Origin of the sequence: Gordonia sp. ALPHA1B1 (genome assembly GCF_005502615.1) — a bacterium.
In the GTDB taxonomy this organism is placed as follows: Bacteria; Actinomycetota; Actinomycetes; order Mycobacteriales; family Mycobacteriaceae; genus Gordonia; species Gordonia hongkongensis.
In genome coordinates, this window is sequence record NZ_SCOC01000001.1 from 35320 (window position 1) to 61683 (window position 26364).

The 26364-nt window shown below is 68.9% G+C and carries 23 protein-coding genes and 1 riboswitch; of the genes, 9 read left to right on the forward strand and 14 right to left on the reverse strand.

Going from position 1 to position 26364, the window contains the following annotated elements:
• Positions 1 to 35 precede the first annotated feature (35 nt).
• The 5 genes from lipA to FFS52_RS00190 form a co-directional block, all read right to left on the reverse strand.
• Positions 36 to 1124, reverse strand: coding sequence for a lipoyl synthase (gene lipA / locus FFS52_RS00170; RefSeq protein WP_068971687.1), 1089 nt, complete (start codon positions 1122 to 1124; stop codon positions 36 to 38).
• Positions 1121 to 1840, reverse strand: a complete 720-nt coding sequence (lipB, locus tag FFS52_RS00175; RefSeq protein WP_068971688.1) for a lipoyl(octanoyl) transferase LipB — start codon at positions 1838 to 1840, stop codon at positions 1121 to 1123. Before lipB ends, lipA begins: the two co-directional genes overlap by 4 nt.
• Positions 1833 to 2732 carry a TIGR01777 family oxidoreductase gene (locus FFS52_RS00180; RefSeq protein ID WP_058253108.1) on the reverse strand — a complete coding sequence of 300 codons (900 nt, stop codon included), beginning with the start codon at positions 2730 to 2732 and terminating at the stop codon, positions 1833 to 1835. The genes lipB and FFS52_RS00180 overlap by 8 nt, the downstream gene beginning before the upstream one ends.
• Before the next feature lie 37 nt (positions 2733 to 2769).
• Positions 2770 to 4590 carry a 2-oxoglutarate dehydrogenase, E2 component, dihydrolipoamide succinyltransferase gene (sucB, locus tag FFS52_RS00185; RefSeq protein ID WP_137808468.1) on the reverse strand — a complete coding sequence of 607 codons (1821 nt, stop codon included), beginning with the start codon at positions 4588 to 4590 and terminating at the stop codon, positions 2770 to 2772.
• A 242-nt stretch (positions 4591 to 4832) separates the two neighbouring features.
• Complete coding sequence (locus FFS52_RS00190; protein ID WP_068972096.1) at positions 4833 to 6380, reverse strand: leucyl aminopeptidase; 1548 nt, start codon at positions 6378 to 6380, stop codon at positions 4833 to 4835.
• 109 nt (positions 6381 to 6489) lie between these two features.
• Here FFS52_RS00190 and gcvT point away from each other — a divergent pair, with 109 nt between their 5' ends.
• Both gcvT and FFS52_RS00200 read left to right on the forward strand, forming a co-directional pair.
• On the forward strand, positions 6490 to 7599 hold the full coding sequence (gcvT, locus tag FFS52_RS00195; RefSeq protein WP_068972102.1) for a glycine cleavage system aminomethyltransferase GcvT: 1110 nt from the start codon (positions 6490 to 6492) through the stop codon (positions 7597 to 7599).
• Between the two features lie 91 nt (positions 7600 to 7690).
• Positions 7691 to 8797: a branched-chain amino acid aminotransferase gene (locus FFS52_RS00200; RefSeq protein ID WP_058253105.1), complete on the forward strand. Its 1107-nt coding sequence runs from the start codon at positions 7691 to 7693 to the stop codon at positions 8795 to 8797.
• 16 nt (positions 8798 to 8813) lie between these two features.
• On the opposite strand, the gene FFS52_RS00205 is transcribed toward FFS52_RS00200, so the two are convergent.
• Genes FFS52_RS00205 through FFS52_RS00215 form a run of 3 tightly spaced genes read right to left on the reverse strand, consistent with a single transcriptional unit; the run spans position 8814 to position 12190 of the window.
• Entirely contained in the window at positions 8814 to 9611 is a 798-nt protein-coding gene (locus FFS52_RS00205) for an adenosylcobinamide-GDP ribazoletransferase (protein ID WP_137808469.1), read from the reverse strand.
• A gap of 17 nt (positions 9612 to 9628) precedes the next feature.
• Complete coding sequence (gene cobT / locus FFS52_RS00210) at positions 9629 to 11497, reverse strand: nicotinate-nucleotide--dimethylbenzimidazole phosphoribosyltransferase (protein ID WP_137808470.1); 1869 nt, start codon at positions 11495 to 11497, stop codon at positions 9629 to 9631.
• 3 nt (positions 11498 to 11500) lie between these two features.
• Entirely contained in the window at positions 11501 to 12190 is a 690-nt protein-coding gene (locus FFS52_RS00215) for a DUF3043 domain-containing protein (protein WP_058253102.1), read from the reverse strand.
• A 226-nt stretch (positions 12191 to 12416) separates the two neighbouring features.
• Here FFS52_RS00215 and FFS52_RS00220 point away from each other — a divergent pair, with 226 nt between their 5' ends.
• The 4 genes from FFS52_RS00220 to FFS52_RS00235 all read left to right on the forward strand — a co-directional run bounded on the left by FFS52_RS00220 (position 12417) and on the right by FFS52_RS00235 (position 15688).
• A complete protein-coding gene (locus FFS52_RS00220) occupies positions 12417 to 13502 on the forward strand; it encodes a glycerate kinase (protein ID WP_137808471.1) in 1086 nt (361 codons plus the stop codon).
• A gap of 216 nt (positions 13503 to 13718) precedes the next feature.
• Entirely contained in the window at positions 13719 to 14078 is a 360-nt protein-coding gene (locus FFS52_RS00225; protein ID WP_058253100.1) for an iron-sulfur cluster assembly accessory protein, read from the forward strand.
• 176 nt (positions 14079 to 14254) lie between these two features.
• Positions 14255 to 15232, forward strand: a complete 978-nt coding sequence (locus FFS52_RS00230) for a carbohydrate kinase family protein (RefSeq protein ID WP_189340143.1) — start codon at positions 14255 to 14257, stop codon at positions 15230 to 15232.
• A gap of 65 nt (positions 15233 to 15297) precedes the next feature.
• A riboswitch (guanidine-III (ykkC-III) riboswitch) is annotated at positions 15298 to 15364 on the forward strand.
• A gap of 9 nt (positions 15365 to 15373) precedes the next feature.
• Entirely contained in the window at positions 15374 to 15688 is a 315-nt protein-coding gene (locus tag FFS52_RS00235; protein WP_068972093.1) for a multidrug efflux SMR transporter, read from the forward strand.
• Between the two features lie 55 nt (positions 15689 to 15743).
• Here the strand turns inward: FFS52_RS00235 and asnB are convergent, their stop codons facing one another.
• Complete coding sequence (gene asnB, locus FFS52_RS00240) at positions 15744 to 17669, reverse strand: asparagine synthase (glutamine-hydrolyzing) (RefSeq protein ID WP_065630051.1); 1926 nt, start codon at positions 17667 to 17669, stop codon at positions 15744 to 15746.
• Positions 17670 to 18072: 403 nt separating this feature from the next.
• Between asnB and FFS52_RS00245 the strand changes: the two genes are divergently transcribed.
• Entirely contained in the window at positions 18073 to 19170 is a 1098-nt protein-coding gene (locus tag FFS52_RS00245; protein ID WP_078112804.1) for a cytochrome c oxidase subunit II, read from the forward strand.
• A 2-nt stretch (positions 19171 to 19172) separates the two neighbouring features.
• Positions 19173 to 19589 carry a cytochrome c oxidase subunit 4 gene (locus FFS52_RS00250; RefSeq protein ID WP_058253080.1) on the forward strand — a complete coding sequence of 139 codons (417 nt, stop codon included), beginning with the start codon at positions 19173 to 19175 and terminating at the stop codon, positions 19587 to 19589.
• Positions 19590 to 19703: 114 nt separating this feature from the next.
• On the opposite strand, the gene FFS52_RS00255 is transcribed toward FFS52_RS00250, so the two are convergent.
• From FFS52_RS00255 to FFS52_RS00275, 5 genes are all read right to left on the reverse strand, one after another.
• Positions 19704 to 21152: a bifunctional phosphatase PAP2/diacylglycerol kinase family protein gene (locus FFS52_RS00255; RefSeq protein ID WP_137808472.1), complete on the reverse strand. Its 1449-nt coding sequence runs from the start codon at positions 21150 to 21152 to the stop codon at positions 19704 to 19706.
• A 209-nt stretch (positions 21153 to 21361) separates the two neighbouring features.
• Positions 21362 to 22984 (reverse strand): cytochrome bc complex cytochrome b subunit, encoded by a 1623-nt coding sequence (locus FFS52_RS00260; protein WP_065630049.1) that lies wholly within the window; start codon positions 22982 to 22984, stop codon positions 21362 to 21364.
• Entirely contained in the window at positions 22981 to 24138 is a 1158-nt protein-coding gene (locus tag FFS52_RS00265; protein ID WP_058253077.1) for a ubiquinol-cytochrome c reductase iron-sulfur subunit, read from the reverse strand. Before FFS52_RS00265 ends, FFS52_RS00260 begins: the two co-directional genes overlap by 4 nt.
• Complete coding sequence (locus FFS52_RS00270) at positions 24135 to 25031, reverse strand: cytochrome c (protein ID WP_058253076.1); 897 nt, start codon at positions 25029 to 25031, stop codon at positions 24135 to 24137. The genes FFS52_RS00265 and FFS52_RS00270 overlap by 4 nt, the downstream gene beginning before the upstream one ends.
• A 74-nt stretch (positions 25032 to 25105) precedes the next feature.
• On the reverse strand, positions 25106 to 25717 hold the full coding sequence (locus tag FFS52_RS00275) for a heme-copper oxidase subunit III (RefSeq protein ID WP_065630046.1): 612 nt from the start codon (positions 25715 to 25717) through the stop codon (positions 25106 to 25108).
• 153 nt (positions 25718 to 25870) lie between these two features.
• Between FFS52_RS00275 and FFS52_RS00280 the strand changes: the two genes are divergently transcribed.
• Positions 25871 to 26356, forward strand: coding sequence for a hypothetical protein (locus FFS52_RS00280; RefSeq protein ID WP_137808473.1), 486 nt, complete (start codon positions 25871 to 25873; stop codon positions 26354 to 26356).
• Positions 26357 to 26364: the final 8 nt, after the last annotated feature.

Here is a 26364-nt window from a genome sequence, read left to right on the forward strand (position 1 = left end):
GTGACCGTCCGAAAAGTCAGCGGACGCGCGCGGCGTCAGCGGGCGAGGCGTGCCATCAGGCTGGAGGCCTCCTGGCTGGCCGATCCCTCGGCTGCCAGGTGCGCGAGAGCCGGTGAGATCTCGCGGCCGTGATGGGCCATCGCCTGCGCGTACAGGCGGCCCGCCCGGTACGACGACCGCACCAGCGGACCCGCCATGACGCCGGCGAATCCGACCTCTTCGGCGAACTCGGAGTGGTCGACGAACTCCTCGGGCTTGACCCACCGCTCGACCGGATGATGCCGCGGCGAGGGACGCAGGTACTGCGTGATGGTCAGGATGTCGCAGCCCGCCTCGTGCAGATCCACGATCGCCGACTGCACCTCCTGCGGGGTCTCGCCCATCCCGAGGATGAGGTTCGACTTCGTCACCAGGCCGAAATCACGTGCGGCGGTGAGGACTTCGAGGGACCGCTCGTAGCGGAAGGCCGGGCGGATGCGCTTGAAGATGCGCGGCACGGTCTCGAGGTTGTGCGCAAGTACCTCGGGCCGGGCGTCGAAGACCTCGGCCAGCAGGTCGGGCTTGGCGTGGAAGTCCGGGATGAGGTTTTCCACACCGGTACCGGGGTTGAGGCGGTGGATCGCGCGGACGGTCTCGGCGTAGAGCCAGGCACCCTCGTCGGGCAGGTCGTCGCGGGCGACGCCGGTGATCGTCGAGTAGCGCAGGCCCATCGCCTGGACGCTCTCGGCGACACGACGCGGTTCGTCGCGGTCGAGTTCGGCGGGCTTGCCGGTGTCGATCTGGCAGAAGTCGCAGCGTCGGGTGCACTGCTCGCCGCCGATGAGGAACGTCGCCTCGCGGTCTTCCCAGCATTCGTAGATGTTGGGGCAGCCGGCCTCTTCGCAGACGGTGTGCAGACCCTCGCGCTTGACCAGGCCCTTGAGTTCGGTGAACTCCGGGCCCATCGTCGCGCGGGTGCGGATCCACTCCGGCTTGCGCTCGATGGGGGTCTGCGCGTTGCGCACCTCGAGCCGGAGCAGCTTGCGGCCCTCAGGGGCCGGGGTCGGGGTCTGTGGTGCGGATGCCGAGGCCGAGGGTGTGGCTTCGGGGGCACCGGGTCCGGGGGTGATGGGGGACGCGGTCACTGGATCGATCCTACGCTCGCAGAAGTGGATGGAGAGGACTGTGCCGACGCGACCGGGCTCGCAGTGGCGTCGAGCGCGGTGAGCACGGCATCGGCGGTGACGTCGAGCAGAGAGGCCACCGACAACGGCCGCCCCAGTTCGCGGGCCAGGGACGTGACCCCGGCGTCGGCGATCCCGCAGGGGACGATCGCCTCGAACGCCGACATGTCGGGGTCGATGTTGAGTGCGAATCCGTGCAGGGCCACGCCGCGTGCCACGCGGATACCGATCTGTCCGAGTTTGCGTTCCCCGGCGTCGTCGGTGATCCACACGCCGGAACGTCCGTCGACGCGGCAGGTGGTCACGCCGAGACCGGCGCAGACCGAGATGAGGGCCGCCTCGAGACGACGCACGTACTCGACGACGTCGAGCGGCTCGGCGAGCTTCACGATCGGATAGCCGACGAGTTGTCCCGGTCCGTGCCAGGTGATCCGGCCGCCGCGGTCGACGTCGACGACCGGCGCGCCGTTGGTGGGCCGGTCGGCGTCCTCCGTGCGCTTGCCCGCCGTGTAAATGGACGGATGCTCAAGCAGGAGCAGCACGTCGTGATCCAGGACGCCGTCGGCGCGGTCGGTCGCCAGGCCGTGCTGCAGGTCGTAGGCCGTCTGGTAGTCGACGACGCCGAGATGGCGGACCTCGACCGGTTCGGCACTCCCGCGGATCGGCCGCTCAGTCATGACTGGTGGAACCGGTGGCGTAGGCGAGGGCCTCGTCGACACCGGGATGGGTGAAGGTGAATCCGTGATCGGTCAGCACCTTGGGTGTAACGCGCTGACTGAACAGAATCATTTCCTCGGCCATCTCGCCGCCGACCCGGCGCGCCGCGAAGGCGGGTACCTGCAGGATCGTCGGGCGGTGCACGGCCCGGCCCAGAGCCGAGGTGAACTCACCGAACGGGACGGCGCCCGGCGAACTCAGGTTCACCGGTCCGGACAGGTCGGAGTCGAGGAGGAACTCGATGGCGCGGATCTCGTCGATCAGGCTGATCCACGAGAAGTACTGCTTGCCGTCGCCGATCGGTCCGCCGAGCCCGAGCTTGAACAACGGCCGGAGTTTGCCCAGCAGGCCGCCCTGGGTGCTGAGGACCGGCGCCGTACGGAGCAGGACCAGACGCGTGTCCGCGCCGACGCCGGCGGTGGCGGCGCGCTCCCAGTCGACGACCAGGTCGGCGAGGAATCCCTCGCCGGGGCCGTCGGTCTCGACCGCGGCGTGGCCACCGGTGTTCCCGTAATAGCCCGTGGCGCTGGCACTCACGAACGTCGGGATGCCGAGATCGCGGACGGCCTCGGCGAGCAGTTCGGTGGGGGTGATCCGCGAGTCCCGGAGTTCCTGTTTGAACCGGCCGGTCCAGCGACCGTCGCCGACTCCCACGCCGCCCAGCGAGACCACCGCCTCGACGCCGTCGAGACTCTCCGGCGGGACGCCGATCGTCTCGGGATCCCAGCTGAACTCGTCATCGGCGCGTGCCTCGCGGCGGACCAGACGTGTGACCGTGTGGCCCGCCGCGCGCAGCGAGTTGACCAGGGCGTTGCCGATGAGTCCCGATGATCCGGCGACGGCGATGCGCATTCTGTGTCCTCGGTGTGCCGTCCGAAGGAGATCTGGGCTAGAGGCCCAGGTCCGCGGCGAAGGCGGCCTCTTCGAGACGCTTCTTCACCGTGGTGAGGAAGCGGCCCGCGTCGGCGCCGTCGATCAGACGGTGATCGTAGGTCAGCGGCAGGTAGGACATCGACCGCACCGCGATTGATTCCGAACCGTCCTCACCGGTGATGACGACCGGGCGCTTGACGATCGCGCCGGTGCCCAGCATCGCCGCCTGCGGCGGCACCAGGATCGGGGTGTCGAACAGCGCGCCCTGACTTCCGATGTTGGTGATGGTGAACGTGCCGCCGGCGAGCTCGTCGGGCTTGAGGCCGTTGGAGCGCGCCCGGGACGCGATGTCGGCGATGGCGCGGGCCAGACCGGCGATCGACAGGTCGTCGGCGTTGTGGATGACCGGCGACAGCAGCCCCTGCGGGGTGTCGACGGCGATGCCGAGATGCACCTTGTCGTAGTAGGTGATCTCCTTCTTGTCCTCGTCGATCGAGGCGTTGACGTTGGGATGCGCCTTCAGCGCCTCCACGACGGCCTTCGCGATGAACGGCAGGTACGTCAGGTTGACGCCCTCGGACGCCTTGAAGCTCTCCTTCGCCGCCTTGCGGAGTCCGGCGATGCGGGTCATGTCGACCTCGAAGACCTGGGTGAGCTGTGCGCTCTGCTGCAGCGACTCGCGGGTCTTCTTCGCGGTGATCTGACGGATGCGGTTGATCTTCTGCGTCGTCCCGCGCAGCTCGGCGAGCTCGGGCCGGATCTCCGGCGAGCCCGACGACGCGGCCGGCGCCGACGATGCCGCGGGCTTGGCGGCCGGGGCGGACTCCTGCGCCGGGGCCTTGGCCTCCTCGGCCGCGGCGAGCACGTCCTGCTTGCGGATGCGGCCACCGACACCGGTGCCCTTGATGGCGTTCAGGTCGATGTTGTTCTCCGCGGCGAGCTTGCGCACCAGCGGCGTCACGTACGGGGTCGACTCGACGGTCGGCGGGTCGGACTTCTCCGCGGCCTGTGCCTTGGGCTCGGGGGCCTTGGACTCCTGGGCCTTCGGCTGCGGCTTCTGCTCTTCCTCGGGGGCAGGCGCCTGCTCGGGCTCCGGCTCCGGCGCGGACTCCTGCTCGGGCTCGGGTTCGGGCTCGGGCTCGGGTTCGGGTTCCGGTTCGGGCTTCTTCTTCGAGGGAGCCGCCGAGGCATCACCGATGACGGCGAGCTTGCCGCCGACCTCGATCACGTCGTCCTCCTGCGCGAGGATCTCGAGCAGGGTGCCGGCGACCGGCGAGGGGATCTCGGTGTCGACCTTGTCGGTGGAGACCTCGAGCAGGGGTTCGTCGGCGGCGACCTCGTCGCCGACGGCCTTCAGCCAGTTGGTGACCGTCCCCTCGGTGACCGACTCGCCGAGTTCGGGCATGAGCACGTCGGTGCCCTCGGCCGAGCCCGAGCCGGTGTCGGCGGTGGGCTTCTCGGCGGGCGCGTCCTCGTCGACGGAGGGCTCCTCGGCGGCCTGCTCGGGCTCGGGTTCGGGGGCGGCCTCGGTCGGCTCGTCGCCGCCGGCGGCGTCGGAATCGGAATCGTCCGAACCGGAGTCGTCGGAACCGGCCTCGTCGGCGTCACCGATCAGGGCGAGATCGCCGCCGACCTCGACGACGTCGTCCTCCTGCGCGATGATCTTGGTCAGCACACCCGAAGTGGGGGCGGGGATCTCGGTGTCCACCTTGTCGGTCGACACCTCGAGCAACGGCTCGTCGGCCTCGACGGTGTCGCCCTCCTCCTTCAGCCACCGGGTGACTGTCCCCTCGGTGACACTTTCACCAAGGGCGGGCATCTGGACGGAGAAGGCCATCGTTGTGAACTCCTGAACTCGACGTGGTGGTCTGTAGGTGATGCCCAGTGGTGTGTGCGCCGTGGGCACGGGGGTCGGGAGGCGGTGGAAGACCGCGCAGATGAGTGGCGGATCAGCCGCTCATCCCCGCGGCCAACCCTACCCGTACGGTGAGCCGCCGACTCGGTTCGGCTCGTACTCGTCGGTAACGATTCTCCGGCGGCCGCGGCACCGGTCTCGGCCGCGGCTCGCCGGAGGTGTTCTCAGCCGTTCGCGGCGATGTCCTCGAGCACGGCCGCGATGGTCCGGACGGGGACGCCCGTACCGCCCTTCGTCGTGTAACCCCAGGGGCCGCCGGTGTTGAAGGCGGGCCCGGCGATGTCGATGTGGGCCCACTGCACGTCCTCGGGCACGAACTCCTTCAGGAAGATGCCCGCGGCGAGCATCCCGCCCCAGCGGTGGGGGGTCACGTTCGCCAGGTCCGCGACGCGGGACTTCAGGTCTGCGCGCAGCTCGGCCGGGAGCGGCATCGCCCAGGCGTTCTCACCTACATCGGCCGACCGGGCCGCGACCCGGTCGCGGAACCCGTCGGTGCCCATGACGCCCGGTGTCCGGGTGCCGAGTGCCACCATCTGGGCGCCGGTCAGGGTCGCGGTGTCGATGAGATAGTCGGGATCGTCCTCGCAGGCCCGCACGATGGCATCGGCGAGGATCAGCCGTCCCTCGGCGTCGGTGTTGAGGACCTCGACCGTGCGGCCGCCGTACTGGGTGAGTACGTCGCCCGGGCGCTGCGCAGTCGACGACGGCATGTTCTCGGCCATGGGGACGGTGGCGATCACCGTCACGTCGACATCGAGTCGGGCGGCCAGGATCGTCGCCGCGATGACCGCGGCCGCGCCGCCCATGTCCGAGGTCATCGCGTCCATGTTGGCGGCGGGTTTGATCGAGATACCGCCGGTGTCGAAGGTGATGCCCTTGCCGACGAGCGCGACCTTCTTCGGCGACTTCTTCGCGGTGTGGGTCAGCCGGACGAGGCGCGGCAGCCGGGACGAACCCTTGCCGACGCCGATGATCCCGCCGTAACCCTGCGCCTCCAGCTGCTTGTCGTCGAGGATCTCGACCTTGAGCCCGGCCTTGCTGCCGAGGGTGCGGGCGCGGGCGGCGAACTCCTCGGGATACAGGTGGCTCGGCGGGGTGTTGACGAAGTCGCGGGCGATCGCCACCGAGTCGGCCACGGCGACCGCGCGCTCCACAGCGGCCTTGGCCTCCTTGGACTTCGATTCGACCAGCAGCGTGATGCGTTGCGGCGGAGTCTTCTTGGGCTTCGACTTGTCCGAACGGAACTCGTCGAACCGGTAGGCGCCGAGGAACAGTCCCTCGGCGGCGGCAGCCAGGTCGACGGCCGAGAGCGTGGTGGCGACCGACTCGTGACCGTCGAGTTCACGGGCGACGACGCCGGCGGCCTGCCGGACCTGGTCGGCGTCGTCGAGGTTGTCGGCATCGCCCAGGCCGACGGCGACGACGATGTCGACGGGCAGCGACTCCGGGGCCGCGGTCCGGGTGACCTCGCCGTGGGACCCGGTCGCGCCGAGGGCGGTGAGAGCGGCGGTGATGGCGGCGGCCTGGGCGTCGTCGAGGATGCCGTCGCCGATGGCGAGGGTCGGTTCGGCTGTGGGGTCGGCATTCTCGGCGTCGTCGGGGGACGAGGCGCTGATCAGGCCGATGACCAGGGCGGAGTCGTCCTTGCCGATCGAGGTGGACAGTTCGAGTTCGGGGCCGCGCGTGCGGTCGACGGTGTCGTTCTTGCTCACCCGGTCAACTCTGCCACAGCTCCGGCGGCGCCGAGTCCCAGCGGGAAGACGTGCAGACGAACGCCGCGTCCGTGCCCGGCCGGCGGGGTCGCCCGATAGCGTGGACGGCATGAGTGAACTCCTCGCCGGGCCGATCGCCGACCGTCATGCCGCACTGGGGGCCACCTTCGCCGAGTTCGGCGGCTGGAACATGCCGGTGTCGTACTCCGGCACGGTCGCCGAGCACGCCGCGGTGCGGGAGAGCGTGGGCATCTTCGACGTCAGCCACCTCGGCAAGGCACTGGTGTCCGGCGAAGGTGCGGCCGCCTTCGTCAACTCGACGCTCACCAACGACCTCGGCAAGATCGTGCCGGGCAAGGCGCAATACACGTTGTGCTGCAACGACTCCGGTGGTGTCGTCGACGACCTGATCGCCTACCTCGTCGGCGAGGACGAGGTCTTCCTGGTGCCCAATGCGGCGAACACCGCGTCCGTGGTCGACCAGCTGCAAGCGGTTGCGCCGGAAGGGATCTCGATCACCGACCAGCACCGCGACCTCGCCGTGCTCGCGGTGCAGGGGCCGAAGTCGCCCGAGATCCTTGCCGGGCTCGGACTGCCCGCCGACATGGAGTACATGGCGTTCGCCGACGCCGACCTGACGACCGCCGACGGCGTGGCACCGGTCCGCGTGTGCCGCACCGGATACACCGGTGAACGCGGGTACGAGATCGTGCCGCGGTGGGACGATGCGGGTGCGGTGTTCGACGTCCTACTGGAAGCGATCGCGGCGGCCGGCGGGTTGCCTGCGGGCCTGGGCGCGCGGGACACCCTGCGCACCGAGATGGGATATGCGCTGCACGGCCACGAGCTGGGGCCCGACATCTCGCCGGTGCAGGCGCGGTCGAGTTGGGCGGTCGGCTGGGACAAGCCGTCGTTCTTCGGACGCGACGCCCTACTCGCCGAGAAGGAGGCCGGACCGACGCGTCGTCTGTACGGGTTGCGGGCGACCGGCCGCGGGGTGCCGCGTGCGGGGTGCGTGGTCCGCCTGGCGGGGAAGGACCAGCAGATCGGCACCTGTACGTCGGGGACGTTCTCGCCCACCCTCAAACAGGGCATCGCACTGGCGCTGCTCGATACGGCGTCCGGGGTGCGCAAAGGCGACGAGGTCGTCGTCGACGTCCGCGGGCGGGACCTGGCGTGCGAGGTCGTGATCCCGCCGTTCGTGCCGTCGCACGTGTGACCTGCGGGCCCTCGCGCGACGTCCCACGCAGCCCCGGGGGTCAGCCGACCGGGCCGGGAAATGCTTTTGTGCCCGGCGGTACGATGGCGTGATGACCTTGGAGTTCAACCGTACCGAGCATCCGCACCCGGTGTCTGAGGGCCGGCGCGCGGAGATCCTGTCCGCCCCCGGATTCGGGCGCCACTTCACCGACAACATGGTGATGATCGATTACGACGCAGGGGTGGGTTGGCACAACGCCACGGTGAAGCCGTACGGTCCGATCGCCCTCGACCCCGCGGCCACGGTTCTGCACTACGGCCAAGAGGTGTTCGAGGGGCTCAAGGCCTATCGGCAGCCGGACGGTTCGATCGCCGCGTTCCGCCCCGAGGCGAACGCCGCGCGTCTCCAGCGCAGCGCGGAGCGGCTCGCGATGCCCGCGCTGCCGGTCGAGGATTTCATCGCCTCGCTCAAGGCCCTGCTCGAGGCCGACAACGAGTGGGTGCCCGCCGCTGGTGGCGAAGAGGCGCTCTACCTCCGGCCGTTCATGTTCGCGTCGCAGGCCAGCCTCGGCGTCAACGCCCCGTCCTCCAGCTACATCTACTCGGTCATCGCCTCGCCGGCGGGCGCCTACTTCGCCGGTGGGATCAAGCCGGTGAGTGTCTGGCTGTCCACCGAGTATGTCCGCGCGGCACCGGGCGGCACCGGATTCGCCAAGTGCGGTGGCAACTATGCCGCCGCGTTCCTCGCCCAGCGGCAGGCCACCGAGCAGGGGTGCGACCAGGTCGTGTGGCTCGACGCGATCGAACGCCGCTTCATCGAGGAGATGGGCGGCATGAATCTGTTCTTCGTGTTCGGCTCAGGCGCCGACGCCCGGCTGGTGACCCCCGAGTTGTCGGGCTCACTGCTGCCCGGCATCACCCGTTCGTCGTTGCTGACGCTGGCCACCGATGCCGGCTTCGAGGTCGAGGAACGCAAGATCACCACCGAGGAGCTGCGCAAGGGCGTGGCGTCGGGCGACATCACCGAGGTGTTCGCCTGTGGCACCGCCGCGGTCATCACCCCGGTCGGCCGGGTCAAGGGTGAGGGCGAGGACTACACCATCAACAACGGTGAGACCGGTGAGGTGACGCAGGCGTTGCGTGACACCCTGACCGGCATCCAGCGCGGCACCTTCGCCGACACCCACGGGTGGATGACGGAGCTCTACCGCCGCTGAGCGGCGCCACGACGCCTCAGAGCAGGAGGCCGACGACACCGATCGCGACCCCGAGTTCGATGGTCGCGCCCAGCACGTCGCCGGTCATCCCACCCATCCGGCGAGCGCAGTGCCTCGTGAACCACCACGCGAAGGCGGTCACGGCCAGCACGATCGCACACCCCTGGACGACGGCGGCCACCTCGACGTGGCCGCCGTCGAATCCGTTGGCGGACAGTCCGAGCGGCACGGTTGCGAGCAGGGCCACCACGAACCACGCGGCGACCGAGGAGCGCTGGGTCCCCGCGACCAGGGCGCCGAAACCGTTGTGGTGGGCCGGTTCCAGGGACCGCCGGGTGCCGACGACTGCGCCGAACCGCCCGAGGGCGATCGCGAAAACGAGGTCGTACCAACGAGACCCGTTCGCGAGCGCGGCGAACCCGGTCGACTGCACGGCGAGTGTGAGGACAAGCGTCGCGACGCCGAACGGTCCGACGGTGCCGCTGCGCATGACCTCGGTGACACGATCGGGCGGCCCGTAGCACCCGAGTCCGTCCGCGGTGTCGGCGAGCCCGTCGAGGTGCATGCCCCGGGTGGCGACGCCGAGCAGCACGACGATCAGCACGCCCGCCGTGACCGCCGGGAGGTCGGTCTGCGCGAGCCCGAAAGCCAGTCCTGCCGACGCCGCGCCCAGGGCGGCGCCGATCGCCGGGACCGACGCCATGACCGCCGCTCCCAGCTCCCGGTCGGGTGCGGAAGCGCCTGCGTGACCACCGACGGGTACCACCGTAAGCCAGCTGAACGCGGTGCGCAGCGCCCGGATCGGCGAGATCATCTCGGATCGGTTCGGCGTCAGGTCGTCTGGACGGTGGCGTGTTCGGCCTCCCGGTCGGACACCCCCGCCTCGTCGAAGGTGGCCATCGAGCCGAGCAGGTCGGCGGCGGATTGCACGATCGGCAGTGCCAGGACGGCACCGCTGCCTTCGCCCAGGCGCATCGAGAGGTCGAGTACCGGAACGAGATCGAGGTGGTCCAGCGCGATCTGATGGGCGGGTTCGACCGACCGGTGTCCGGCGATCCACCAGCGCATCGCCCCCGGTGCGAGTTCGTTGGCGACCATCGCCGCGGCGGTGATCACCACGCCGTCGAGAATGACCGGCGTCCGACGCAGCGCCGCTTGGGCGAGGAAGCCGACGGTGGCGGCGAGATCGGCGCCGCCGACGGCGGCGAGCAGCGCGAGGGGGTCGTGGATGACCTTGCGCGCGCGACGCATTCCGTCTCGGATCGCGGCCGTCTTCCGCATCCATCCGGCGTCGTCGACGCCGGTGCCGCGGCCGACGATCTCGACCGGCTCGCGCCGGGTCAGCGCGCCGATGAGGACGGTCGCCGGGGTGGTGTTGCCGATGCCCATCTCGCCGGCGATGAGCAGGTCGGTGCCCGAGTCGACGAGGTCGTCGGCGATGGCGCGTCCGGCGGCCAGCGCCTCACGTGCCTCGGCGAGGCTGATGGTGTCGGTGGTGCGGAGGTCTTCGCTGCTGCGACGGACCTTGTACCGCGACAGTTCCGGCGGGGTGTCGGCGTCGACGGACATGTCGACGACCTTCACCGCGGCGCCGACACGGCCCGCCATCACGTTCACTGCGGCACCCCCCGCGGCGATGTTGGCGACCATCTGCGCGGTCACCTCGGGTGGGAACGCCGACACGCCGCCGCGTGCGACACCGTGATCGCCGGCGAAGACGACGACGGTGGGGGAGATGAGTGGCGCGGGCGGACACTGCCCCTGGCATGCGGCGATCCAGACGCCGATCTCCTCGACGCGGCCCAGCGACCCCGGCGGCTTGGTGAGTACCGCCTGCCGTTTCCGCGCATCCTGCGCGACCGCCTCGTCCGGCGGCGCGATCGGTGCGAACACCTCGGCGTCCGTGGGGTCGGGCCGGGGCCGTTCCGAGACACCCACGCCCGCAACAGGTTCGGGTGCTGCGCCGAAAGTGGTTGCCACCGCGGCCGCCGCTGCTGTGCTCGGCGGCGTCGCGGTCGGGTCGTCGGAGGCGGACGGAGTCGTCGTCGGGGTGTCCGATGCCGGGGTGGCCGAAACCGGGGCGTCCGACGCCGGGTCCGCGTTGCCGGCCGGGTCCGCGCCGGCTGTTGCATGCGGGATTCCGGACTCGTCGGCGGGAGCTCCGGCGGGGAGGTGCAGGACCCGGCCGGCGACGACGAGATCGACACGCTCGCACACCTCGGCGACCCGGACGTTGAGGGTCCCGAGCAGGTCTTGGAACACCCGGCCGGCGGGGGTGGGCGGTACGAGCGAGAGGCCGGCTTCCGGGCTGATGATCACGAAGTCGGCCGACATCGCGCGCAGGGCATCGCACAGGTCGTCGATCCGGCCGTCGAGGTCGATCTCCGAACCCGAGGTCCAACCGTGGACGGCGTCGATCTGCGCGGTGAGCCAGTTGCCCAGGTCGTCGACGAGGGCCGGGATGTCGGGCGCGGCGCGCAGGGCCTGGCCGAGATCGGTCGTCTCGATCGTCGTGTACCGGTCGTCGCGGCGTTCGCGATGGAGCCGGACCCGGTCCATCCACTCCCCGTCGGAGGACGTCAGCGGGCCCGTGGCCAGGTAGCGGATCTGACGGTGGCCGTCGAGCAACGACTCTCCGTGCGCGGACTTACCCGAGCGCACGCCGCCGAGGACGAGGGTGCGCGCTGCGCGATCGGTCATCGATCAGACTTCGTCGCCCGGCGAGACCATCGGCTTGGGGGCGCGCATCTTGCGCAGCTGCATCGCGCGCGTGAACGCGTACCAGCCCAGCTTGAAACCGCCGTCGCTGGACTCGGGGAAACGTTCGGCGACCCGCCGATTGACCATGCGGCCCAGGATCACACCGTCGGCCGCCATCAGCACGACGAAGGCGACCAGGATCAGGTTGGTCAGCGCCGCTGCCTGCGGGACCAGGAACATCAACACGATCAGCAGGATCGCGAACGGCATGAACAGCCCGGCGAAGTTGCGTCGGGCGTCGACGATGTCGCGGGTGTAGCGCCGCGAGGCGCCCTTGTCGCGCGGCATCAGGTAGGCCTCGTCGCCGGCCATCATCCGTTCGCGCTGCTGGAGCCGCTTCTCGCGGCGCTCGGCGGAGAGTGCGCGCTTCTCCTCTTTGGAGAGCGTGGACTTCAGTTCCTTCTTGCGGGCGCGCGCCTCGGCGCGGTTCGTCGGGGGCGGTGCGACGGGACCGCGTCGCTTGTTCTCGGCCTGTCGGCGAGACGGCGTCGGACGACCCTTGCCCGGGGTGTACTTGCTGCCCTTGGTGGAGGGCGCGACGTCGGTGCCGGACTCGTCGTCGGCGGTGTAGGTGGAGACCGAGCTGTCGCCGGAATCCGCCTGGGTGTCGTCCTTCTTCCATGGCAGCTTCACGCTGTAGAGCCTAGGTGATCGATGTTGCGAGACAAACGCGTGGTCGTCGCTTTCGGGTGGTCACCCCGGCGGACTCGGCATCTGCGGCTTCGCGCGGTGTATCGCGGATCCGTCCCGCGTCGATGTCGCGCTGCCGGGTCGGGTTCGGCCACTTACACTCCGTGCTCATGACCGGGAACGGCGCGCAGCGCGGTGGAGCACCCACGGGGCCGACGGCGGGATCCCGGTGCGGATCCTGATCGCGCCGGATTCGTTCGGTGACACCATGTCCGCAGTGGTCGCGGCGCGGGCGATCGCCCGAGGGTGGCGTGCGGCACGGCATGGGGACGAGCTCGTCGTGGCTCCGCAGTCGGATGGCGGACCCGGCTTCGTCGACGTGCTCGCCTCGCGGTTCGGGACCGTGATCGCCGAACCGGTGTCCGGTCCGCTCGGGGCGGGGGTCATCGCGCGATGGCTTCTCGACGACGCGTCGTCGACCGCATACATCGAGTGCGCCCAGGCGTGCGGTCTGCACCAGCTGGGCGGGACGCCGACGCCGCGGACGGCGACGGCAGCCGATACCCGCGGGGTCGGCGAACTCGTCGCGGCGGCGCTGGCGCGCGGGGCCGAGCGGATCGTGATCGGCCTCGGCGGCAGTGCGACGACCGATGGCGGCGCCGGCCTCGTGGAAGCCCTCGGTGGCGGCGACCGCGCCCGGGAGCGACTCCGGGGTGTGGATCTGGTGGTGGCGTCCGATGTGGAGAACCCGCTGCTCGGGCCGTCGGGAGCGGCCGCGGTCTTCGGTCCGCAGAAGGGCGCCGACCCGGAGACGGTCGAACTGCTCGAGACCCGCCTCGCCGACCGGGCGCAGGTGTTGAGTGCGCTCGCCGGCCGGGATGTCGCCGATGAGCCCGGCGCCGGCGCCGCGGGCGGGCTGGGTGCGGCGCTGCTCGCGCTCGGCGGTACCCGGGTGTCCGGTGCCACCGTCGTCACGGAGGCGACCGGGCTGGCGGCCGAGGTGGCCGCGGCCGATGTCGTGGTCACCGGAGAGGGGAAGTTCGACGCCCAGACGCTCCGGGGCAAGGTGGTCGCCGCACTTCACGAGGCGGCCTCGACGATCGGCGCCCGGGGCGCGGGTGCGCCGACGATCGTCCTCGCGGGGCAGGTCGCACTGGGCCCCGACGAGATCCGAGCGGCCGGTGTCGCGGCCGCGTATGCGATCGTCGACATCGCCGGATCGGTCGAGGTCGCGATGAACGATGCGGAGAACCAGCTCGTCGCGCTCGCGACGTCGGTCGCATCCGACTTCCGGGCGGCGGACGGTCCGGGCTGACCTCGGCGTCGCGCCGTGCCGCCGAATCGGGTGCCGACCTCCCGGAAACGCCCGTCCGACTGGACGGGAATACCACGGGGAGGAGTACGGTTGTACGCACGGGCACACCGGTCGACCTCCCGGCGAGCGGGTGAATCCCGAACGACCGTGAGGGCACACCCCAACCACGGCATCGGGCCACGATGCACCGGGACCACACCACTTACAGGAGCATCCATGACCGTGCAGAACGAAACGGGCACAGCCACGAGCACCGGCGTCATCCTCAGCGACGCAGCCGCGTCGAAGGCCAAGGCGCTGCTCGACCAGGAGGGCCGCGACGACCTCGCGCTGCGTATCGCCGTACAGCCGGGTGGTTGCGCGGGCCTGCGATACCAGCTCTTCTTCGACGACCGCACTCTCGACGGCGACATCACCACCGATTTCGGTGGCGTCACCCTCGCCGTCGACCGCATGAGCGCCCCCTACGTGCAGGGAGCCACCATCGACTTCGTCGACACCATCGAGAAGCAGGGCTTCACCATCGACAACCCGAACGCCACCGGCAGTTGCGCCTGCGGCGATTCGTTCAACTGACGCCGTACACGTCAGCAATTTTCCGGTACCGGCCGCATCCCACTTGGGGTGCGGCCGGTGTCGTTTGCCGATGAGTGAGTAGCGTGGACACCTGTCTGTGTCATCACCTGTCCGGGTGAGGTGACCACCTGCTGGGTACATCCGTCGGGCAACCAATCGAAGGGTCGAGATCTCCAGTGGCAATCGTTGTGTGTGGGTCCATCGCAACCGACCATCTGATGAAGTTCCCGGGCAAGTTCTCCGAGCAGCTGCTCGGAGACCACCTCGAACACATCTCCCTCAGCTTCCTCGTGGAGGATCTCGTCGTGCGGCGCGGCGGTGTCGGCGGCAACATCTGCTACGCGATGGGTCAGCTCGGCGGTGCGCCCGTTCTGGTCGGCGCGGTCGGGTCCGACTTCCACGACTACCGCCAGTGGCTCGAAGCCAACGGGGTCGACTGCCGGGGCGTGCGGGTCTCGGAGACCCACCACACCGCCCGGTTCATGTGCACCACCGACGAGACGATGGCCCAGCTCGCCACGTTCTACGCCGGCGCGATGAGCGAGAGCCGCGAGATCGTGCTGTCCGAGGTCATCGCCGAGGTCGGGACGCCCGACCTCGTCCTCATCGGGGCCGACGATCCGGCCGGGATGATCCGCCACACCGAAGAGTGCCGGGCCGCCGGTATCCCGTTCGCGGCGGACCCGTCGCAGCAGCTGGCCCGCCTCGACGGGGAGCAGACCCGCACGCTCATCGACGGCGCCGCCTACCTGTTCACCAACGAGTACGAGTGGGGACTGCTGCGCCAGAAGGCCGGATTGTCCGAGGCGCAGGTCGCGGAGATGGTCGGCGTGCGCGTCACGACGCTCGGCAAGGACGGCGTCGAGATCGTCGACCGCGACGGCACGCGCATCCACGTCCCCGTCGTGCCGGAGACGGAGAAGGTCGACCCCACCGGTGTCGGCGACGGGTTCCGCGCCGGGTTCCTGTCCGCGCTGGCGCGCGGGCTCGACTTCGAGCGGGCCGCACAGGTCGGCTCGATGGTCGCGGTGCTCGTGCTGGAGACCGTCTCGACACAGGACTGGGCCTGGGACCCGGACTCGGCCCTGGCTCGGATCGAGGGCGCCTACGGCGCCGAGGCGGCCGCGGAGATCAAGGCGGCGTTCGCCGGCTGAGTCCGGTTCTCCGGGGTGGTGACGCGTCTGACGTTGCCACCCCCGCCCCGGCGTGAGACGTTGGAACGGAGTCCCGATCGAGGACTCCCGGACGAGGGGTGCTGTACCCGGTGTGCGACAAGACGGCCCGGAGGGAGCGTCATGTCGTGGATCGTTCTGATCGTGTCCGGTGTCCTGGAAGCCGTGTGGGCAACCGCGCTGGGCAAGTCGGAGGGTTTCAGCAAGCTGGGTCCGACGGCCGTGTTCGGGGTCGCGCTGGTCGCCAGCATGGTCGGACTGGCGTATGCGATGCGCGATCTGCCGGTCGGGACCGCCTATGCGGTGTGGGTCGGTATCGGCGCGGTGCTGACCGTCGTCTATGCGATGGCCACCGGTGAGGAACCGGTTTCGCTGCTCAAGGCGCTGTTCCTGGTGATGATCGTCGGCGGGGTCATCGGTCTCAAGCTCGCGCACTGACGCCGTCGCCACCGAAGCCGCCCCGGATTCGTGGGCGGCTTCGGTTGTCGGGGAATCAGACCCGCACGGGGTAGGTGTGGTCGATGATCTCCGGGACGATTGTGCCCTCGACGAAGATGCCGTGCCAGACCATGAACATCAGGACCGTCCAGAGACGACGGCTGTTGTCCACCACGCCTTCTCGGTGCTCGTTGAGCATCGCGACAACCGCGTCTTTGGCGAAGATGTGATCGGTCTGCGAATGCATGATCGTGTCGTGCGCCCAGTCGAACATCTCGGTGCCGGCCAGCCAGTGGCGGATGGGGACCGGGAAGCCGAGCTTCTTGCGATGCAGGACGTGCGCCGGGACGATCTGCTCCAGCGCCTTGCGCAACGCGTATTTCGTTGTGCCGTGCGCGATCTTCTCGTCGTGGGGGAGACCTTCGGCGATCGCGAAGACCTCCGGGTCGAGGAACGGCACCCGCAGCTCGAGGGAGTTGGCCATGGTGATCTTGTCGGCCTTGACCAGGATGTCCCCGCGCAGCCAGGTGAAGAGGTCCAGATGTTGCATGCGGGCCACCGGGTCCCAGCCCTGGCTCATCGCGTAGATCGGTGCGGTGACGTCGGTGTGGGTCCATTCGGGACGGTAGTCGCGCAGCACCGCGCGGAGCCGCGCGTCGTCGAAGCTGCGGGCGTTGCCGTAGTAGCGCTCCTCGAGCGTGAGCGACCCGCGGTGCAGCAGGCTCTTGCCGCGGGTCCCCTCCGGAATCCGCTCGGACACCTTGCCCGCCGCACGACGCAGCGCACGGGGCAGCCGGTCGAACGCGGCGAGGGACAGCGGTTCCTTGTAGATCGTGTAGCCGCCGAACAACTCGTCGGCGCCCTCGCCGGACAGGACCACCTTGACGTGCTTGCGCGCCTCGGCGGCCACGAAGTACAGCGGGACGAGTGCCGGGTCGGCGACCGGATCGTCGAGGTACCAGACGATCGACGGGATCGACTCGATGAACTCCGACGGCCCGACGACCTTCACGACATGCCGAGCGCCGATCGCCTCCGCGGACTCGGCGGCGACGTCGACCTCCGAGTAGCCCTCGCGCTCGAAGCCGGTGGTGAAGGTGATGAGGTCGGGGTTGTGCCGGATCGCGAGCGCCGCGATGGCCGTCGAATCGATGCCGCCGGACAGGAACGACCCGACCGTGACGTCGGCGCGCATGTGCTTGGCGACCGAATCGGCGAGGACGTCGGCGATCTCGTCGTACCGCTTCTGCCGGGTGGCCTCGGTGACCGGGCGAACACCGAACTGCGGGGTGAAGTACCGCCGGATCGACAGGGGACTGCCCGGCGTGGCGGTCGCGTGGCAGCCCGACTCGAGCCGCCGGATCGACGCGTGGATCGTCTCGGGCTCCGGGACGTACTGCAGCACGGTGTAGTGCTCGATCGCGCGGGGATCGAGCTCGGTCGACAGCCCGACGCGTTCGATCAGCTCGAGCAGGCTCTTCTTCTCGCTGCCGAAGATCAGCCCGCCGGGGCCCGACGCGACGAACAGCGGCTTGATGCCGAACGGGTCGCGGGCGAGGAAGAGCGAGCGGTTCTCGGTGTCCCAGATCGCGAAGGCGAACATGCCGCGAAGCCGTTTGACCGCGTCGGGGCCCCAGTGGTGGAACGCTGCGACGATCGCCTCGCTGTCACCCTCGGTCCGGAACAGCACCCCCTCGTCCTTCGCCAGCTCGGCGCGGATCTCCAGGTAGTTGTAGATCTCGCCGTTGAACACCAGCGCGTAACGGTCGGGATTCTCGGGCGGGCCCCAGCGCAGCGGCTGATGCGAATGCTCGATGTCGATGATCGAGAGGCGGTTGAACCCGAACACGATGTCGTCGTCGTGCCACGTGCCGGGCTCGTCGGGTCCACGATGCCGCATGCAGTGCGAGGCCACCGCCACCGGTTCGACGACGTCGGCGGCCGTTCCGTCGGATGTCAGCAGGCCGAGCAGACCACACACGTCTCGTTCTCTCCGTTCAGTTGCCAGTCCACGCACGATTCCGACGCCGGGCCGGATCGCGTCCGAGTATGCCTGAAGCGGCGGGCGGAGTTCCTATGTGGCGCGGTGGGCCGTGCGAGCGAACGCGACTGTCGCGCGCGACCCGTGGGCGCCGGTGCGGGGCCGAGGGAGGGGGACACGACGCCGATCGCGCCCCGATTCCGACAGCTTCCGCGGGTTGGTCTACGCTGCGTAGTACTAGGTGCAAGAATTGCTGTGTGTCCACGGCAAGACCTTGCCCCGTGCAGGTCATGTGGCATGCACTCACCTCGGCGCGAGGGCGCCGGTGAGCGAGCAGGAAGGCGTGAAATTGGCACACGGTGGACGGCCCCGAGCGAGGCGTGTCTCATCAGCGTCGCGGACGATGAAGCGACTCGGATTCGTCGCCGCTCTCGGCCTCGGCGCACTGCTGATGTCGGGTTGCAGCGCCAGTGAGGCGATGCGTTTCGGTTGGCCCGAGGGCGTCACGCCCGACGGCAAAGAGATGGTCGATCTGTGGACCTGGTCGGTCATCGCGGCGCTGGTCATGGGTGTCCTGGTCTGGGCGCTGATCTTCTGGACGATCACGTTCCACCGCGCGAACGACGCCAAGAAGGGCGTGTTCCCGCGCCAGACGGCATACAACGTGCCGCTGGAGCTCACCTACACGGCGATCCCGTTCGTCATCATCGCCGTGCTCTTCTACTTCACGGTCATCGTGCAGAACAACGTCGAGGGCAAGAACAACGACTCCAAGGTCGTCGTCGACGTCACCGCGTTCCAGTGGAACTGGAAGTTCGGCTACAACCAGGTCGAGTTCTCCGACGGCACCACCTACAACGGCTTCGAGCAGAACGGAAACCCGTTCGAGGTCCAGGCCCAGACCGGCAGCGGCGCCGAGACCGAGCACGCCGGCAGCGACGAGGGCGGCGAGCACGGTGAGCTGCCCGGTCCGGCCGGCGGTCGTGACGACGACATCCGCGACTACCTGAAGTTCGACCGGATCGAGACGGTCGGCTCGTCGTCGGAGATCCCGGTCCTGGTGCTGCCGACCGGCAAGCGCATCGAGTTCAACATCGCCTCGGCCGACGTCATCCACTCGTTCTGGGTGCCGGAGTTCCTCTACAAGCGCGACGTCTTCCCGTTCCCCGAGCAGAACGCGACCGACCCGATCTTCCAGATCAAGTCGATCGACCGGACCGGCGCCTTCGTCGGCCGCTGTGCCGAGATGTGCGGTACGTACCACTCGATGATGAACTTCGAGGTCCGCGCCGTCTCGCCGGAGGACTTCGACAGCTACATCCGGTTCCGCGAGGCGAACCCCAGCGCCACCAATGCGGAAGCGCTCGCGTCGATCTGCCAGGCACCCGAAGCGGTGACCACGGTGCCGTTCGACACCCGCCGCGCGACCGACGGCTCCGTCGGTGCCACCGGTGATCCCGACAACCCGACCCTCGCCAACTGCACCAAGGAAGTGAGCTGACGATGAAGATCGAGGCACGCCTCTTCGAGATGCTGACCGCCTTCTTCTTTCTGACGGGCGTCGCATACACCCTCTTCACCGCGTTCACCAGCAAGGGCATCGAGTGGGTCGGCGTCGTCGGCCTGTTCTTCGCGGCCGGCCTGACGCTCATCGCGGGCACGTTCTTCCGGTTCGTCGCCCGGCGCGTCGAGATCCGTCCCGAGGACTACGAGGACGCCGAGGTCGAGGACGGCGCCGGGGAGCTGGGCTTCTTCAGCCCGCACTCCTGGTGGCCCATCCTGATCGCGCTCGGCGCCTCGACGTTCGCGGTCGGTTTCGCGACCGGCAACTTCTGGCTGGCGATCTTCGCGGCCGTCGTCATCATGGGCACCGCGGCGGGACTGGTCTTCGAGTACCACGTCGGCCCCGAGAAGCACTGAGCGACAGGCACTGACGCCGACGCCGCACGGCGCCGCGCACGCACCACGAGAGCGCCCCACCGGATCTCCGGTGGGGCGCTCTCGTGTCGTCGCCGAGCGACCCTCGGTGAGCGGTCAGGGACGCTCCCGGCCGACCGGCCGGAAGACCTTCAGGACGCGGTAGTCCACGCGGAAGTCGGCCTGCGAGAACGACTCCTCGACCTCGCCGTCGTGTGACACCGCGACGGGGCCGTCGACCGCGGTGAAGCGGAACTCGGGGACCTGCATCTCGTGGTACAGGTGAGAGCGTTCGAGACGACCGAGCGCCAGTGAACCCAGGAGGCGCAGGGTCGCCCAGCGATGGCTCGTCTCGAGGATCCGTACGTCGAGAAGGCCGTCGTCGAGCCGGACGCGTCGCGACGGCAGGAATCCGGTGGGCTGGTAGATCGAGTTGCCGACGAGGAACAGGGACGCGTCGAGTACACGGCCCTCGACCTCGATTCGGACGTGCGGATCTTTGCGGAGGACGTGCAATACGGCCGCCGCGGTCGCGAGCGGCCGGCTGATCCGCCGCTGCAGGCGTCGGCGGACCCGGACGAAGTCGGGGTGCGCGCCGATGCTCGCGGTGTTGAGGATCAGGCGGGAGTCGTTGAGCCACATCGCGTCGACACGGGACGCCGAACCCGAACGGATCGCGTCGATCGTAATGTCCACCGTGCCGCAACCGATGTCACGCGCGAAGTGGTTGAACGTGCCGGCCGGGAAGACCGCGACGGGAATGTCGGCGGCCAGCGCAGGAGCGGCGGCACATGCCACGGTGCCGTCGCCACCGGCCACCCCGAGGATCTCCGCTCGGGCCGCCACGTCGGCGAAAACGGCTGCCATGTCGTCGGTCTCGTCGAGTTCGATGATCTCGGCGGCGGGTAGCCGACCACGGATCTCCTCGAGGACCCGGCGCCCACGGCCGTCCGCGGAGCCCGGGTTGACGACGACGACCAGACCTGCCCCGTCGGGGTTGGGTCCCACGTCGACGACCGACGGGGCGGCCAGGGACAGCGACGGTTCGGTGATGGGCGGCACGACACGGGCACCGATGGTGGCGATGACGGCGCCGATGCCGAGCCCCGCGACCACGTCGCCGGGGTAGTGTGCCCCGGTCGCCACCCGGGACAGCCCGACGAGCCCGGCCAGTGCCGACAACAACAGACCCGCGGGCGGATTCTCGACGGCCACACCGACGGCGAAGGCGGCAGCACTGGCCGAGTGTCCGGACGGCAGCGAGTTCGACGTCGGGCGTCGACGACCCCGCCGGGACAACGGGATCAGTCCGTGGGAGGGCCGCGAGCGGTTGCGGATCCGCTTCGCCCCCTGGTTGGTGACCAGACTCGTCACGGCGAGCGAGACCAGTCCGCGTGCGGCACCGCGCTGCAGCGAGGGACGGCCGGACACGGCGAGCCCGGCGGCGATCGCCATCCACAGCTTCGAATGGTCGGCGGCCCGGGTGAGTATCGGCATCGTCACGTCGAGGAGCGGGCTCGGGGACCGGGCGATCGAATCGTAGATCTCGGCATCGAGAGTGCCCATCCCGCGGGTGATCTGGGACAGACCGGAACTTCGGGGAGGTGACCGGTGCATGGGGTACACCGTGCCACATCGGACCCGCGCCGGCAGCCACCCCGGGGGAGGGGAGTGGTGTCGGTCGGCGACGTGAGCCACTATGCACAACGAACCGCGGGCCGTCGCGCACCAGATGGTGCTCGACGGCCCGCGGTGGGTCGTGCGACCTCGTGTGACTACTCGCCGAAGGGGTTGCCGCCCTTGGCCTGCAGCTCGCGGAGGGCCTTCCGCTCGCCGGCCTCGATCTCGTGCTCGAGTTCGACGTTGCGCAGCTGCTCCTCCGGCGGATCCGCCGTGAGGATCGAACCCGTACCCGGGGCACCGGCGGAGCCGAGCTTGTTCATCCGCTTGGGCAGTGCCGCACCCTCGTAGGGGAGCGGGATCGGGTGACCATGGCTGTCGACCGGGCCGAGCGGCTGGTGGATCTCGATGTACTCACCCTGCGGCAGCCGCTTGATGATGCCGGTCTCGATGCCGTGTGCCAGTACCTCGCGGTCACTGCGCTGCAACGAGAGCGCCCAGCGGTAGGCGATGAAGTACACCAGCGGCGGCAGGACGATCAGACCGATACGCCCGATCCAGGTCGTCGCGTTCAGCGAGATGTGGAACTTGAACGCGATGATGTCGTTCATACATGCGATCGTGAGCAGGATGTAGAACGAGACCGCCATCGAGCCGATCGCCGTGCGCACCGGGGTGTCGCGGGGACGCTGCAGCAGGTTGTGGTGTGCATCGTCGCCGGTGAGCTTCTTCTCGATCCACGGGTAGGCGAACATCAGGCCGAAGATGATGGTCATGATCAGCACGACCCAGTTCGACATCGGCACCGTGTAGTTGCCCAGGTAGAGCTCCCACGCCGGGAACAGACGTATCAGACCGTCGGTCCACATCATGTAGATGTCGGGCTGAGACCCGGCCGACACCTGTGCCGGGTTGTACGGACCGATGTTCCAGACCGGGTTGATCTGGAAGACGCCCGACATGATCGCCAGGACGCCGGTGACGAAGGCGAACATCGCGCCGGCTTTGGCGGCGAAGACCGGCATGATGCGGACGCCGACGACGTTCTTCTCGGTGCGGCCGGGGCCGGGGAACTGCGTGTGCTTCTGGTACCAGACCAGCGCGAGGTGTGCGCCGATCAGAGCCAGGATGATGCCCGGGAAGAGCAGGATGTGCAGCACGTAGAGGCGCGGGATGATGATGACGCCGGGGAAGTCGCCGCCGAACAGTGCCCAGTGGATCCAGGTGCCGACGACCGGGATACCGAGGACGATGCCACTCATGGCGGCGCGGACGCCGGTGCCCGACAGGAGGTCGTCGGGGAGCGAGTAACCGAAGAAGCCCTCGAACATCGCCAGGATCAGCAGGAGACAACCGATGATCCAGTTGGCCTCACGCGGGCGTCGGAACGCACCGGTGAAGAAGATGCGCATCATGTGGATGATGATCGACGCGGCGAACAGCAGTGCCGCCCAGTGGTGGATCTGACGGACGAAGAGACCGCCGCGCACCTCGAACGAGATATTCAGCGTCGTCTCGTACGCCTTGGTCATCATCACGCCGTTCAGCGGCTGGTAGGCGCCGTCGTACACCACGCGCGTCATCGACGGATCGAAGAACAGCGACAGGTAGACGCCCGACACCAGCAGGATGATGAAGCTGTACAGCGCGATCTCGCCCAGCATGAAGGACCAGTGGGTGGGGAAGACCTTGTTGATCTGGCGACGCATGCCCGCGGCGAGGTGATACCGCGAGTCCACTTCTTCGGCTTGAGTGCCGAGGCGTTCGGCGATGCTCATGACTTACGCTCCCAGAATGCCGGACCGACGGGCTCGATGAAGTCGCCTGCGGCAACGAGGTAGCCCTCGTTGTTCACCGTGATCGGCAGCTGTGCCAGCGCACGTGCGGCCGGTCCGAAGATGGGCTTGGCGTACTCGAGCGCATCGAACTGCGACTGATGGCAGGGACACAGGATGCGGTTGCTCCGCTGCTCGTAGAGCGAGGCGGGGCAGCCGAGGTGGCTGCAGACCTTGGTGTAGGCGAAGTAGTCACCGTAGTTGAAGCTCTCCTGACCCTTGCGCTTGACCGCACGGGCCGCATCCTCGGGACGCAGACGGATGAGCATGACGGGGTTGCGGACCTGGTGCAGGCCCTCCTCCAGCAGATGGCGGGAGTGCTCGGACTCGCCGAACCCGTCCGAACGACGCCACGGGAACACGGTTTCCATACCGCCGGCGTCGAGATCTTCCGGCCGGACCAGGGCGACCTGGAACGGGTTGCCGGTGTCACGCCGCAGGTAGATGGTCTCGTTGGGCGCTTCCGGCGGGTTGTAGATCGGCGACCATCCCGAATGCCACAGTGGCGAGTCGGGGCCCTCGGCCCACGGGTTCTTGATGAAGCCACCGAGGAAGGCCACGAGTCCGGTGACCGCGAAGGCGCCGAGACCGAAACCGGCGGAGCCGATGATCATCTTGCGACGACCCAGGGTGGACGTGGCGCCGGTGTCCTGGAGCAGACCGACGATCGTCTTCTTGTCGACCTCGGTCGATCCACCGTCGTGACGATCCTGAACCGAGATCTCGGCCGGGATGAACTTCTTGGTGATGAGGATCAGCGCAACGCCGATGGCGAACACCGACAGACCGAACGTCACGCCGAGGAGTGGCGTGTTGAACGTGTACCACCAGTAGTTCGGATCGTCCGGGAGGGCGAATTCCCAGTGGTTGAACAGGAAGATCCCGAGGCACGCGAGGGCGGACACGCCGGCCACGGTGAACCAGATGGCCACCTGACGCTCGGCCCGCTTCTCGACCTTGGTGCCCGGCACCGAGTAACGCTCGGACCGGTGGATGATCTCGACGCCGTCGAGATTGGTGCCGAGTTTGACGAGCTCATCGGTGCTCATCTGTTCGAGTTCGTCCCGCGACGGGACGTCTTTGTCGTTCGCGCTCATGCTCGAGATCCCATCCACATGGCGCCGGCGACGATGGCGATGACGCCGACGAACCACATGACCATGCCTTCACTGACCGGGCCGAAACCACCGAGGCCCAGACCACCACTGGGCTTGGCCTCGCTCACGTACTTGACGTAGGCGATCACGTCCCGCTTCTCTTCCGGATCGAGCTGACGGTTCGAGAACTTGGGCATGTTCTGCGGACCGGTCAGCATAGCGGTGTAGATCTGCGCCTCGTTCACCCCGTCGAGGTTCGGCGCGAACTTGCCCGAGGACAGTGCGCCACCGCGACCGGTGAAGTTGTGGCACGACGCGCAGTTCAATCGGAACAGCTCACTGCCGCGTCCGATGCTGTCGCCGCGCAGTGACTCCATCGCGACGGTGCCGTCGGCATTGCGCGGCACCTGCGGTCCGCCACCCTCGGCCTGGATGTAGGCGCCGAGCTGGTCGATCTGCTCGGTGGTGAACTTGGCCGGCTTGCGCTGGGCCTGCGCCTCACCACGCGCCGCCGGCATACGTCCGGTCGACACCTGGAAGTACACGGCGGCGTCGCCGACACCGAGAAGTGCGGGACCGCGCTCGGGCACGCCCTGGAGGTTCGCGCCGTGGCAGGTGATGCACGAGGTCTCGTAGAGCTTGCGACCGTCGTCGATCATCGCGGCGTTGCTCTCGTCGGCGACCGCGACCTGCGGCTCGGGGGTCAGCACCGAGGCGAGCACACCCGCCATGACGAGGCCGGCCAGCAGCACGATGGTGCCGCCTGCGCGCCGACGGAGCTTGCGTCGGGCCTTGGCGCGGCGGCCGGCGTCGCGTGCAGAGGAGCGTCGGGCCGAGGCATCGGGTCCGACCTCGGTGCCGCTATCCGACGGACGCGGTGGAGATGAACTCATCTGTGACTCTCTACTAAGCGGGACGGACTGTTGTTAGATCGAGCTGCGCTCGGTCGTGCTGGAGCGGGCCGGCGTCATCGGATGAAGTAGATCGTGACGAACAGCCCGATCCACACGATGTCGACGAAATGCCAGTAGTAGGAGACGACGATGGCCGCGGTTGCCTGCGCCGGCGTGAACTTCGACAGCTTGGTCCGTATGAGCAGATACACGAACGCGATCAGACCGCCGATCACGTGGAGGCCGTGGAACCCGGTCGTCATGTAGAAGACCGAGCCGTACGCATCCGACGCGAGGGTCGTGCCGTGGCCGACCAGCACGGTGTACTCGTACGCCTGCCCGATCACGAAGATCGTTCCCATGATGAGGGTGATGACGTACCAGCGGCGGAGGCCGAAGACGTCACCGCGCTCAGCGGCGAAGACACCCATCTGGCACGTCACCGACGACAGGATGAGAATCGTCGTCACCGGGATGGCGAGGGCGAGATTCAGCTCGGTCGGTGGCGGCGGCCAGCCGACCGCGGAGTTGGCACGGGCGACGAAATACATCGCGAAGAGGCCAGCGAAGAACATGAGCTCACTGGACAGCCACACGATCGTGCCGACGCTGACCATGTTGGGCCGGTTCAGCGAGTGCACGCGCGAGGTGATGGCTGTTCCTGAGGTACCTACAGCGCTTGTCACAAGTGAAGTATGACGGTTCGTAGTAAGCCGTGGCCACCCGGGTCGGAAATTGCCTCCGACTATTTCTCTCGTCGCAGGTCCGGGCGCGAATCGGGTGATCCTCGGCGTGTCCGGGAAGGGCGTGGCGGACGCCCGGCTCGCTACCGTGTGTTCATGTCCAGTTCGGCGCCGCCCGGCCCCCGTGATCTCAACGGCCGAGTCGTCGAGCAGGGTCGCCTGGCGCGGCTCCGCTCACGGCTGCGCCCGCGTGCCGGTGTCGGCCCGCTGACGCTGCACGAGCAGGTGCAGGTGGTGGCGCGGTCCGACGACGACGCCATCGCGAGTTCGGTGGCGCTCGACGCGTCGTCGTGGCGAGCCGCGGACGAGGTGATTCTCCGGCACGTCGTCGAGGTGCCCCCCGCCCGGCGGGCCGATGCGGCCGCGGTGGCGGCGCTCGACGGCTACGAGTCCGTCGACGACGAACGCTGGGGGCCGAGGCCGGCGCCACGCGACGACCGGCTCGTGGTCCTGGTCCTGGCGCGGGTCCAGATGCTCGACGCGATGCATCTGTCGCAGGAACGGTCCCGGATGGCGAGCCTCGGTTCGCGGCACGGCGGATTCGCACGCGAGTGGGCCGTCCTCCAGCGTCCGCCGCTCTGAACACGAAT